The sequence below is a fragment of the Paenibacillus sp. LHD-117 genome, assembly GCF_030929555.1.
GTDB lineage: Bacteria > Bacillota > Bacilli > Paenibacillales > Paenibacillaceae > Pristimantibacillus.
Map to the genome: position 1 here is coordinate 46,060 of NZ_JAVFVT010000004.1, position 12,430 is coordinate 58,489.

At 56.3% G+C, this 12,430-nt stretch carries 10 protein-coding genes; 2 read left to right on the plus strand and 8 right to left on the minus strand.

The window, feature by feature from the left end; genetic code table 11:
• Positions 1 to 5: 5 nt before the first annotated feature.
• From ureC to RB620_RS03820, 6 genes are all read right to left on the minus strand, one after another.
• On the minus strand, positions 6 to 1,721 hold the full coding sequence (ureC, locus tag RB620_RS03795) for an urease subunit alpha (protein WP_308092196.1): 1,716 nt from the start codon (positions 1,719 to 1,721) through the stop codon (positions 6 to 8).
• Positions 1,718 to 2,086 carry an urease subunit beta gene (locus RB620_RS03800; RefSeq protein WP_308092197.1) on the minus strand — a complete coding sequence of 123 codons (369 nt, stop codon included), beginning with the start codon at positions 2,084 to 2,086 and terminating at the stop codon, positions 1,718 to 1,720. The genes ureC and RB620_RS03800 overlap by 4 nt, the downstream gene beginning before the upstream one ends.
• 41 nt (positions 2,087 to 2,127) lie before the next feature.
• Entirely contained in the window at positions 2,128 to 2,433 is a 306-nt protein-coding gene (locus tag RB620_RS03805) for an urease subunit gamma (RefSeq protein ID WP_308092198.1), read from the minus strand.
• 165 nt (positions 2,434 to 2,598) lie between these two features.
• Positions 2,599 to 3,543 carry a D-alanyl-D-alanine carboxypeptidase family protein gene (locus RB620_RS03810; RefSeq protein WP_308092199.1) on the minus strand — a complete coding sequence of 315 codons (945 nt, stop codon included), beginning with the start codon at positions 3,541 to 3,543 and terminating at the stop codon, positions 2,599 to 2,601.
• A gap of 149 nt (positions 3,544 to 3,692) precedes the next feature.
• A complete protein-coding gene (locus RB620_RS03815; RefSeq protein WP_308092200.1) occupies positions 3,693 to 4,790 on the minus strand; it encodes a sensor histidine kinase in 1,098 nt (365 codons plus the stop codon).
• Positions 4,780 to 5,487 carry a response regulator transcription factor gene (locus RB620_RS03820; RefSeq protein WP_308092201.1) on the minus strand — a complete coding sequence of 236 codons (708 nt, stop codon included), beginning with the start codon at positions 5,485 to 5,487 and terminating at the stop codon, positions 4,780 to 4,782. The genes RB620_RS03815 and RB620_RS03820 overlap by 11 nt, the downstream gene beginning before the upstream one ends.
• A gap of 292 nt (positions 5,488 to 5,779) precedes the next feature.
• Here RB620_RS03820 and ilvD point away from each other — a divergent pair, with 292 nt between their 5' ends.
• Complete coding sequence (gene ilvD, locus RB620_RS03825) at positions 5,780 to 7,465, plus strand: dihydroxy-acid dehydratase (protein WP_308092202.1); 1,686 nt, start codon at positions 5,780 to 5,782, stop codon at positions 7,463 to 7,465.
• 293 nt (positions 7,466 to 7,758) lie between these two features.
• On the opposite strand, the gene RB620_RS03830 is transcribed toward ilvD, so the two are convergent.
• The gene (locus RB620_RS03830; RefSeq protein WP_308092203.1) at positions 7,759 to 9,189 is read right to left on the minus strand and encodes a polysaccharide deacetylase family protein; all 1,431 of its coding nucleotides are present in this window, start codon (positions 9,187 to 9,189) and stop codon (positions 7,759 to 7,761) included.
• 181 nt (positions 9,190 to 9,370) lie between these two features.
• Between RB620_RS03830 and ytvI the strand changes: the two genes are divergently transcribed.
• Positions 9,371 to 10,555, plus strand: coding sequence for a sporulation integral membrane protein YtvI (gene ytvI, locus RB620_RS03835; RefSeq protein ID WP_308092204.1), 1,185 nt, complete (start codon positions 9,371 to 9,373; stop codon positions 10,553 to 10,555).
• Positions 10,556 to 10,623: 68 nt separating this feature from the next.
• On the opposite strand, the gene RB620_RS03840 is transcribed toward ytvI, so the two are convergent.
• On the minus strand, positions 10,624 to 12,429 hold the full coding sequence (locus RB620_RS03840) for a peptidoglycan D,D-transpeptidase FtsI family protein (RefSeq protein ID WP_308092205.1): 1,806 nt from the start codon (positions 12,427 to 12,429) through the stop codon (positions 10,624 to 10,626).
• Position 12,430 lies beyond the last annotated feature (1 nt).

The following is a 12,430-nucleotide window of genomic DNA, read 5'->3' on the forward strand; positions in this document are numbered from 1 at the left end:
CTCCTTTAGAACAAAAAGTAACGCTGAGCCATCGGAAGCTCGGCGGCAGGGAGGCACGTAATGACTTCCCCGTCAACCGTCACCCGGTACGTCTCCGGATCGACCGCCAGCTGCGGAGTCCCGTCGTTATGGATCATGTCCTTCTTCGTAATGGAACGGCAGCCTTTCACCGGCTCGATCCGTTTCTGCAGGCCAAGCTGCTTGGCGATTCCGCGGTCGTAAGCGGCTTGCGACACGAACGTCACGCAGCTAGCGAATACCGCTTTGCCGAAGGCGGCAAACATCGGCCTGCCGAAGACGGGCTGCGGCGTCGGAATCGACGCGTTTGGATCGCCCATCTGCGCGTACGCGATGGAACCGCCCTTCAGCACGAGATCCGGCTTCACGCCGAAGAACATCGGCTGCCATACGACCAGATCCGCCAGCTTGCCGGCTTCGATCGAGCCGACGAGATGCGAGATGCCGTGGGTGATGGCGGGATTGATCGTATATTTGGCAATGTATCGTTTGATACGGAAGTTGTCTCCGTCCTCCGCATCCGGCGCGAGCGGCCCGCGCTGCCCTTTCATCTTGTGCGCGGTCTGCCACGTCCGGATGATGACCTCGCCTACCCGCCCCATCGCCTGCGAATCGGAGCTGATCATGCTGAACACGCCCATGTCATGCAAAATATCTTCAGCCGCGATCGTCTCCGGCCTGATGCGGGAATCCGCGAACGCGACGTCCTCGGGGATGCTGCTATCGAGGTGATGGCACACCATCAGCATGTCGAGATGTTCTTCGATCGTATTAATGGTGAACGGCCTGGTCGGATTCGTGGAGGAAGGAAGAACGTTCGGATGGCCCGCCGCGACGATGATGTCGGGCGCATGGCCTCCGCCCGCGCCTTCCGTATGGTAAGTATGGATCGTTCGGCCGCCGATCGCCGCGAGCGTATCTTCGACGAAGCCGGCTTCGTTCAGCGTATCCGTATGGATCGCGACCTGGATGTCGTATTGATCCGCTGCGCGCAGGCAGGTATCGATCGCGGCGGGCGTCGTTCCCCAATCCTCGTGCAGCTTCAGGCCGATCGCGCCAGCCTCGATCTGTTCCACGAGCGGTGCCAGCGAGGAGGCGTTGCCCTTGCCCGTAAACCCCAAATTCACGGGGAACGCTTCAGCCGCCTCCAGCATGCGGCGCATATGCCAGGCGCCGGGCGTGACGGTCGTCGCGTTCGTGCCCGTAGCCGGTCCGGTGCCGCCGCCGATCATCGTCGTTACGCCGGAAGATAACGCCGTCTCGATCTGCTGCGGGCAGATGAAGTGGATATGCGCATCGACGCCTCCGGCGGTTACGATCTTGCCCTCGCCTGCGATCACTTCCGTGCTGGCGCCGACGATCATTCCCGGATGGACGCCGTCCATTATATCGGGATTGCCGCCCTTGCCGATGCCGGCGATCAGGCCGTCCTTAATGCCGATGTCGGCCTTCACGATCCCCCAATGATCGATAATAAGCGCATTCGTAATGATCGTATCCAGAACGCCTTCGTCGCGCAGCGCCCCGCTGGATTGCCCCATCCCGTCGCGGATGACCTTTCCTCCGCCGAACTTGCACTCATCGCCGTACACGGTATAGTCCTGCTCGACGACCGCCCACAGCTCCGTGTCCGCAAGCCGTACCGCGTCGCCGGTCGTCGGCCCGAACATGGCTGCATAGCTGCGCCGGTCCATTCGGCTCATGGGGTCTCCCCCTTCCACGCGGCAAGCCGCTCCTTCGTTTCCGGAGGCATCGCTCCGGCTACAGCTGCGCCTTGGCTAAGGCCGTTCAAGCCGTAGGACAGCTTGGAGCCTCCCAGCTCCACGAGCGAGACCGGCTTCTCTTCGCCCGGCTCGAACCGGACGGCGGTGCCCGCCGCTATGTCGAGCCTCATCCCGAACGCGGACGCCCGGTCGAACGATAAGGCACGATTCACTTCGAAAAAATGAAAGTGGGAGCCGACCTGAACCGGCCTATCTCCCGTATTTACGACGATAAGTCCTGCCTTGCGGCGACCCGCGTTTAATTCGATCTCTCCTTCAGCCGTCCGATATTGACCTGGTATCATTGCGGCCCCCCTCGTAATCTATCTATCTGCGGCAGCGGCGGTTAACCCGTGATCGGATGGTGGATCGTCACAAGCTTCGTTCCGTCCGGGAACGTCGCTTCCACCTGCACCTCATGGAGCATCTCCGCAATGCCGTTCATTACCTGATCCTTGCGCAGCACCTTCGAGCCGTGGTCCATCAGCTGCGCAACCGTCATGCCGTCCCGTGCGCCCTCCAACACCTCGGAAGTAATCAACGCCACGCTTTCCGGGTAATTCAGCTTCACTCCGCGATTTAACCGGCGTTTCGCTAGATCCGCAGCTATCGTTATCAACAGTTTCTCTTTCTCTCGATCAGTCAATTGCACGCGATTTATCACCTCTTACCCTAAAATTACCTTTATTATAGTTCCGAATCCGAAGGAAGTAAATCAATTTATGTAAGATTAATTAACATGAAATCTATCAAAATAACAAAAAAATCGAGAATATCCGGTGTGGATAGACTCGATTTGACACAAACCTAACAACCATTACTTTCCAACAGCAGCGGCGATTGTCCTTTTTTCTACTTCAAAACCCATATCGTACAGCGCCATCGTTTCCGTAAATCTTGCTTCCTTGCTGGAAGCGCCCATGACGACGGAGATCAGCCGTTTACCGTCTCTCTTCGCCGTTCCCGTGAAGCAATAACCGGCGTTCGGCGTATAGCCGGTCTTTAGCCCGTCGTTGCCCGGATAGGCAAACGGCTTGTCCTTAAGCATCCAATTCGTAGCCGCCAGCGCCTGCTGGCTCGTCGGCACCTTCACGCTGCTTCGGCTCGTCACGTCCAGCACCTCGGGATATTTGCCGATCAGATACCCGGCAAGCTTCGCCGTATCCTCAGCCGTCAGCAAAGAGTCCTTCTCTGCGGCGGCGCCCGCATATGGCGCGATATCGGCGCGGCTAAGCCCCGAAGCGTTGCCGAATACGGCGCCCGGCGACAACCCGATTCGCTCGGCCCGCATATTCATGCGCTGCACGAATGTTTCCTCCGAGCCGCCGATATGCTCAGCAAGCGCAACTGCCGCGTCGTTCGCCGAATAGACGGTCATCGCGTCGAACAGCTCCCTGACGGTAATCACGTCGCCAACGCTCAATCCCATGCGGGCTCCCGGCACTTGAGCCGCATAGCCAGTCGCCGTTACTTTATCATTCCATTTGATCGTTCCTTCGTGAATGCCATCGAGCACGAGAATTTCCGTCATCATTTTGGACATGCTTGCCGGCGGCAAAGGCTCGTCGGCGTTTTTGGCGTACAACACGTCTCCCGTCGAAGCATCCACCAGTATAGCCGCTTCCGCTTGCAGATCCACGCTGCCAGCGGTCGCTCCTCCTTCTATTCGCTGATAACCGATATATACCGCAGCCGCGATTGCCGCGACCGCCGCGATTTTCCAGGCGCCTCCGGCGCTCGATCTTTTCGATACTCTTCTCATGATGCAACAAAGTCTCCTTCCGTTATGGCTCTCTACACTTTGAAGTATAGAGATCCAAACTTAAGGAGACCGTAACCGAATCATAAATAAATCTTAAATCCATCTAAAAGGATGTTCAAATCGTCCATCGGACTTTTTGTACTCGTATTTTAAAGCTTCGGAAGCGTAACCCGGAACGCCGTGTATTCGGCGTTGCTGACGACGTCGATCGTCCCGCCGTGTTTCTCGATGATGCTCTTCGAGATGGCGAGGCCGAGTCCCGAGCCGCCTGACCATTGCGTCCGGGACTTATCTACGCGGTAGAACCGGTCGAACAAATAGGGGAGATCGACTGCGGGTATCGGCTCGCCGTAATTCACCACTTCCGCGACGACATCTCGTTCGCGGGAATGGATCGCGATATCGACCCGCTTGCCTTCCTTCCCGTACAGCATGGCGTTGGAGATCAGATTCTCGAACACCCTTACCAGCTTGGCGGCGTCGGCCTGTATCATGACCGTCGTCTCCGCGCTCGCGAGTCCGCTCTCCATCCCGGCTTCCTGCAGCGGCATATGGTACTGCACGAGAAGCTGGCCAAGCATCTCGACCAAGTTGATAGGGGCTAGCCGCAAAGCGATCGTGTCGTGGCGCATTCGCGTATATTCGAATAAGTCGTTGATTAGATCGTGCAGGCGCTGCGATTTCTCGTACGCGATGCTGACGTATTGCCTCAGCTCCACCTCGTCCCGGTAGCCGTCTTGGTCGATCAATCCCAAGTAGCCGACGACGGAGGTGAGCGGCGTGCGAAGGTCATGGGAAACATTCGTGATCAGCTCGTTTTTCGTCTGCTCGGCCCGCCGTTCCTCATCCAGCGCCTGCTGCAAACGATTGGAGAGCCGATTGACATTGCCGGCCAGAATTCCGATCACGCCGGAGCGGACGGGAATTTGGTAGTTGAGATCCAGCTGTCCGTCCGCGATGCGGCCGATCGCGTCGTTCACCTTGCCGATCGAAGTGAACATGACCCACTGCAGGAGCAAGTACCAGCCCAGGAACAGAACGCCCCACAGGAACACCATGCCGACCGTTCCCGTATTATTCAGGAAGGCCCCCCCCACGCTTCGAATGAAATACAGACTGGGGAAATTGTTCGTCATGAAAAACGCGACTGCGAACAGCAGCGACAAACAAACCAGAGCCAGCACACTGCTTGCGATCAAATTCAGCAAAGAGCGCCATACGAGGCGCGCAGCAATGTTATCCTTCAATTTTGTAGCCAACCCCCCATACCGTCACGATCAGCTTCTCGCCAAGCTCCTTCTCCAGCTTGTCCCTCAACTTGCTGATATGGACCATAACCGTGTTGTTGGATTCAAAATATTTCTCTTTCCATACCTGCTGGAAAATGTCCTCTGCGCTGAACACCCTCCCGGGCTGGCTCGCGAGCAAATGCAGAATGCCGAACTCCGTCGACGTGAACTGAAGCGGCCTGCCATCGACATCGGCCGTATGGCTCAGCTTGTCGATGCGAAGCTGGCCGAGCCGCAGCTCTTTGTTGCCGTCCCGTCCCGTCGCCGTACCGTCTGCCGGCTTGCTGTATTGATAGGACCGCCTAAGCAACGAACGAACGCGCGCGATCAGCTCCATCGGATTAAACGGCTTCGACATATAATCGTCCGCGCCGGTCATCAGCCCCATGATTTTGTCCATGTCCTGCGTCTTCGCGCTCACCATTAGGATCGGCACATTCTGGTCTTTGCGCAGCTTGCGGCATACTTCCAGCCCGTCCATCTTGGGCATCATAATATCCAATATGACAAGATCGAAGGGCTCCTTCTCGTACTGCTCGATCGCTTCCTCGCCGTCGCCCGCGATGGACGTCCGAAACCCTTCGTTCCTTAGATAAATTTCGATCAGTTCGGCGATCTCGCGTTCGTCGTCCACGATCAATACACGTCTTTCCACCAGGTCCATCCTCCTCTGCAGTACTTCCATCATTTGTGCCTTTGCCATTCACTATACCGCAACGAAATGCGGAAAGGTATTAGGGCAATCGAAATTTCAGCATCCTTAAGCCATTCTTAAGGATTTATTATGAACACTGGGCATTCTCTCCAGCTAAGGACTTTTGGAATATTCGTTTTGTAGCCAATGCTAGTCCGATATGATAAAATCTATGGTATTGAACTTTTATTAATTTCGGTTTTTTCGAGGCGCAAGCCGCGCCTCGTCTATATTAAAGGAGGTACTCATCATTATGGCGGCCAAAAGAATGCGTTCAGACATGATCAAAAAAGGCTTCGACCGCGCGCCGCATCGCAGCTTGCTGCGTGCCGCCGGCGTTAAGGACGAAGACTTCGGCAAACCGTTTATCGCGGTCTGCAACTCTTATATCGACATCGTTCCGGGCCATGTTCACTTGCAGGAATTCGGCAAGCTCGTTAAGGAAGCGATCCGCGAAGCCGGCGGCGTTCCGTTCGAATTCAACACGATCGGCGTCGACGACGGCATCGCGATGGGACATATCGGCATGCGTTACTCCCTGGCGAGCCGCGAGATTATCGCGGATTCCGTCGAAACGGTGGTTAACGCGCACTGGTTCGACGGCATGGTCTGCATTCCGAACTGCGACAAGATTACGCCGGGCATGATGCTGGGCGCTCTGCGCGTCAACATTCCGACCGTTATGGTAAGCGGCGGACCGATGAAAGCCGGCAAAACATCCGACGGGCGCTCCATCTCCCTCTCCAGCGTATTCGAGGGCGTAGGCGCGCACCAAGCGGGCAAAATCAACGACGATCAACTGCTCGAGCTCGAGCAGTTCGGCTGTCCGACATGCGGCTCCTGTTCCGGCATGTTCACGGCCAACTCCATGAACTGTCTCGCGGAGGCAATGGGTCTTGCAATGCCGGGCAACGGCACGATTCTGGCCGTATCGCCGGAACGCAAAGAGTTCGTGAAGGAATCCGCTCGCCAGCTGATGAAGCTGATCGAGATGAACTTGAAGCCTCGCGACATCGTGACCAAGGAAGCGATCGACAATATGTTCGCCGTAGACATGGCGATGGGCGGCTCCACGAATACGGTTCTTCATACGCTGGCTATCGCTCACGAAGCCGGCATCGAGTACCCGATCGAGCGCATTAACGAAGTGGCAGAGCGCGTGCCGCATCTCGCGAAGATCGCTCCGGCATCCGATTGGCACATCGAGGACGTGCACATCGCCGGCGGCGTAAGCGCGGTTCTGAACGAGCTGTTAAAGAAAGAAGGCGCTTTGCACGGCGATTGTATTACCGTAACCGGCAAGACGCTTCGCGAGAACGTGGAAGGCTGCGAAATACAGAACTACGATGTCATTCGCCCTATCGACAATCCGCATACGGAGCGCGGCGGACTGGCCGTCCTGTTCGGTAACCTGGCACCTCACGGCGCGATCATCAAGACGGGCGCGGTCGACAAGTCTGTCGGCGGCTACCACAAAGGCCCTGCCATCTGCTTCGACTCGCAAGACGAAGCGCTTGCAGGCATCGCAGGCGGCAAGATCAAGGAAGGCCATGTCGTTATCATCCGTTATGAAGGACCAAAGGGCGGACCAGGCATGCCTGAGATGCTTGCGCCAACTTCGCAAATCGTGGGTATGGGCCTCGGCGCGAAGGTTGCTCTGATCACGGACGGACGTTTCTCCGGCGCATCCCGCGGCATCAGCATCGGCCACGCTTCACCAGAAGCGGCCGAAGGCGGCCCGATCGCTTTCGTCCAAGACGGCGACATCGTCGAGATCGACATGAACAACCGCACGATGGACCTGCTCATCAGCGACGAAGAGTTCGAACAGCGCCGCGCCGCATGGCCGGGCTTCGAGCTCAAGATCAAACGTGGCTACCTCGCGCGTTACGCTCACCTCGTCACATCCGCCAGCACCGGCGGCGTTATGAAGATGTAATTTCGCGGATCCTCGCGCACACAAAACAAGGCCAATCGGACATGATTCCGATTGGCCTTATTTGTTAAAGATTCATTATCATTTTGAAACGTCGATAATGTGTGGGTTAAGATTAATCACTTACGATGATCACGGTAGGTTAAATATTTGAATAATACTGCGATTATGGTTGGATTCGCTCCCAATGTTCGATTCTTAAGTTAAATATATTTTGATGCTCTCCTCCATACAAAAAAAGGTTGTTTCTCAGGGAATCCCCTTAAGAAACAACCTCATCTTTTGGCTTCTTAATGCTAAAACGCCGTCGTCTTCGTCCCCATCGACGCCGCATCGTCCGCCGCGCTTACGATCGTGCGCTCCACCGCACCGCTAATGCGGCCCGCTTCCTGCTGCAGCTTGCCGATGCCGACGGTCGCGTATTGGCGGAGCCGCTCCACAGGCATGAACAGCATGCGTGGCGATACCGCTTCGGCTCTAGCTGCGCTCGTGCCCGCTTTTTTGCGCCCCGACTTGTATTGCTTCGTGTTCGTCAACACCTTCATAAGTACGCGCAGATACACTTGCGTCGAACGTTTGAATAACCCTTCGGGCAGCTGATGCACTTCGAAGCCTAATCGATCCGCACCCCGATGTATCATCGAAACACCGTATAACGCTTTGATATCCTTGGCGCCGGGATCCTCGGCCAGCTGGTTCGCCAGGAATGGCAAGGTATGCTCCACCTCGCGAATCAATCGCAGCCCGATCGCCAGCGGCGATTTGGACGAAACCGCGATATCGGACAACATCCGGTTGTCGAAGTGGATTTCGGCTACGGCATCGCCTTTCGTCACGCGGCTTCCGTTCTCGAATTCGATCGGTTCTCCGCCGTATTTGATGACGCGGTAATGGAAAGCCGCCGGCTTGTCGCTTTCGGATTCCACCGTCCGCAAGCGGAAAACGACGTGGAACGCGCGCTCGTACGCCAGCCATAACGAAATGATAAACCGCTTGAACAGGGAACGGTGCATGGCGCGCGCGTCGTCCGTCAGTTTGATCATTCGGTCTACTCCGACGAAGGTGTACCCGCGAGCCATTGCTTCCTCCAGATATGCTTCGAGCGCGATCAACATGTTGCGCGGCGCATCCTTGTCCGCTCCAAACGTCCGGCCGCAATCGTGAAGGAGCAGCACTTCGCCCGGGCGCAGCTTCTTCATCATCCGTTTCCTGAGCCGATTGGCTCCGAGCCGAATTCTCCAATCCCCGAACAAAGCCGACCACAAAATAATGTGCAAGTACCCGAGATTGGAATAATCGAACAAGTTCACGATGCCCCAAGGCGGGCGATAATAGATCGATCGTTTGCCGGTTGCCTGCTCGATGATATCGTTCGTGCGCTCGATCTGGCGCTTCACCGTGCGGGGCCGCATAAGCCAATTGGATTTGTGGACATAATTATGAATACCGATCGTATGGCCTTCCGCTTCCATTCTGCGCAGCAATTCCAGCTGCCCCTCCGCATGCGAACCGACGACAAAAAAGGTGGCTTTCGCACCGTAACGCGAGAGCAGATCCAGAAGCTGCGGCGTATACTGCGGGTCGGGACCGTCGTCGAAGGTAAGCGCGATCTCCTTCTCTACCTTACCTCGCTTGAACACGCGGAACCCGAAAGTGCGGCTAATGAGGCCAGGGAGAAACGCATAGAACGTCATCACGTAGAATCCCCATAAGAACAAATTTTCCATTTTGTTTTCCCCACCGTTTGGATGAAATAGTCAATGAGTGCGTAGCGGTTCTGAACAATAACAATACCTCTAATTGTATCATACCTTGCTAAAAAATAGGCACAATTAACGAAAACTATAGTACAATCTTTATGGAATCATTACCAAATCCTAATTCGTTCTAGAGGAAAGTGGGGATACTGTGCTGCCGTTTTACAAAAAATATTGGAGAACCGCGTTCGATATCGCGCTCATCGCTTTAACCGTCTTTCTGATCATGTTCGCGTTCAGCTACTTCTACCGGATCGCGACGCCGATTATTTTCGCTTTCGTCATTTTCCTACTCATCGAGCCGCTCGCCCGCAGGCTGAATAAGTGGGGCATGCCCAAGTCGATCGCGTCCGGCATATCGGTCATGCTGTTCTCCTTGCTCATCTTGGCGGCGTTCACGGGCGCGGCCTATCTGATTACGAAACAAGGCACGGCGCTCATCGAAGACTTTCCGCGCTACCAGAAGCTGCTGACCGAGCAGATCGGCAAGCTGTCGGAGCAGCTGGAAGGCCAAATGGACAGGCTTCCCGCCGATTTCAACCTTGTGGAGAGCTCCAAGGATCTCATCCAGGGAGCCACGGCTACGCTGAAGAACTTCGGCACGGCTTTTCTGGCCGGTCTGGTCGGTTATGTGTCTTCGTTCTCGTCCTTTATCTTTAATTTTATCGTCGGCATAATACTAGCCTATTTCTTAAGCATCGAAATTACGACATGGAAACGGACCGCAACGGAGAAAACGCCAAGAACGTTCAAGAATGCCTTTTTCTTCCTGCGCGATAACGTCTTCAAGGGTATAGCCTCCTACATAAAGGCGCAAGCCAAAATGATCAGCATCACGTTTATCGTCATCCTGATCGCGCTTATCGCGCTTGGCGTCAACAACGCCTTTGTCATCGCCATCGTGGCCGCCATCTTCGACGTGCTGCCGCTGCTCGGGGTAAGCACGCTGTTTATCCCTTGGATCGTCTATTTGTTCATCGTCGGACAAACATCGCTCGCGATCTGGCTCACCGTGCTGCTGCTTGTCGTCATTCTGACGCGTCAAATTCTCGAACCGAAAATAACGGGTGATTCGCTCGGCGTATCGGCCTTCACCATGCTCGCGTTTATGATCATTTCGTTATCGCTGTTTGGCGTGGCGGGAGTCATCTTGTCGCCGATTCTCGTTATTCTCGTGAAGTCGCTGTACGATCAAGGTTATTTCCATCGCTGGATTCACACGCCGATCGACGAATACGACGACGAGACGGGCGCGAAGCCGGCCGCCGAGCTCGGCATAAGCCGAACGAAAAGCGACGAACCTTTTGTGGACAGACTGAAGAAGCTCGACGAATAACGGAATCACTATCGAGCCTTATCGAATATGCGTTAACAAACCTCTATCGCGGCTCCCCGGTCGATTTGCTAAGGCTGGCGGGCCGCGATATCCATTGCGCCGCGGAATACACGCGTTGCCAAGTGATGGCTGCCGACCGGCCGGTTTGCGGCAAGAACCGCGATCGCATAACGCGGCGACTTCACCGGACCGTAGCCGGCGAACCACTGATGGTTGCGCTGGACGCCGTCTTTCACGGTTTCCGCCGTTCCCGTCTTCCCCGCCAGCGCCCATTTGCCCTGCCGGATGGAAGAGGCAGTTCCATGCGTGACGACCTCTTCCATTCCTCGCAGCAACGCGCGAGCAGTGGAAGGGTGAATGCGGCTTCCCCCCAGATCCTGATCGATCCGGGATGGAAACTCGACCATGCTGCCGCCGCTTGCGTAATCGATCTCGCTGACGAGCCTTGGTTCCCATACATGCCCGCCATGAAGCAGCGTCACGATCAAATTAGCCGCTTGCAGCGGCGTCATCCGAACATCCCTTTGGCCGATCCCGCTTTGGGCCATGACGCCTCCGTCTACGGCTTCCGAATCGGCAGCGAATAATCGCCCCTTCTCTTCCTCCTCGAGCAACCGGAACGAACGGGATAACAGCCCTGTCGCCTTTTCGTTATGCCACCCGATTCTATCCTTTACGCCGAGCGCCGCGGCCGTCCTGTCCAATTGCTCCGAACGCAGACGTTCCGCAAGCGTGGCGAACACGATGTTGCATGACTGCGCGAGTCCCTCCTCCAGCGTAATATCGCCATGACCGCCATGTTTCCAGCAGGACAACCCGTATTTGCCGTATTCGCCGTCGCAGTGGAACCGTTCCCCTTTCCTGACGACCTTGTTCTCCAGCGCGGCAGCCGCCGTCACCAGCTTGTAGATCGATCCGGGCTCAACGGCTTTAAGCGCATGGTTCACCCATTCCGAACCGTCCGCGAGCTGGAACCGCGCCGGCAGCTTCGGCCTGGACACCATCGCCACGATATCCGCGTTTTGCGCATCCAGCACAACGATCGCCCCTTCCTTCAGACCCGCCTGGTCGGCATAATCCTCCAGATCGTTCTGCAGCGACAGGTCGATGGTCGTCACCGCTTTCAGCGGGTAATAGCCGTTCTTCGGCTGCACGATTCGCAGATCGAGCCCGTGAAGCGGCGCATTCCTGCCGTCGATGAAATAGGAGACCGACGTCTCCCCGACGCCATGCAGGAGCGAATCAAGCGACTTTTCCAAACCCGATCCGCCGACTTGCTCGGTCAGCCTTCTTTTGCCTTCTCTCAAATCGCGTGGATGCGCCCGCATGAGCCATTCCGGATGCTGGCTCGTGAAGCCGATGATATGTTTGGCGTCAAAGCTGTCCAAATATCGATTCCGATAGGGCAGCACTCTGACCCCGTTCGTCTTGAGCGCCCGGATCCGTTCTGCTTGTTCCCGCGAAAGCCGATAAGGCGAGGAATCCGTCGTCGCCCTCCAGAAGTCCGGAGCGGTCATCTGGTCCCATCTCGCAAGCAGCTCGGGCAAGCCGACGCCTAAAATTCCTGCTAGCTTTGCGAGGTCCGTCTCGCTCCCTCTAGCATCCGGATGGACGGGGAATAAAGCCGGCGTCTCATACGTCTCTCCGGTAATCGGCTTGCCATACCGGTCGACGAAATCGCCGCGGCCCGAATCCAGCACCAGGCTGCGCTGGCGCTGAACGACGGCCATCCGCTTCCAGCTTTCCCGCGGCATCGTGCCGTGCGCAGCCGTTCCCGGTTGTCCGGGCAGCAGCTGCAGCCACGCAAGACGACCAATAAAAAAGAGCAAAACGATACTCATGCATATACCTGCGATGACAATCCGTTTCAACATC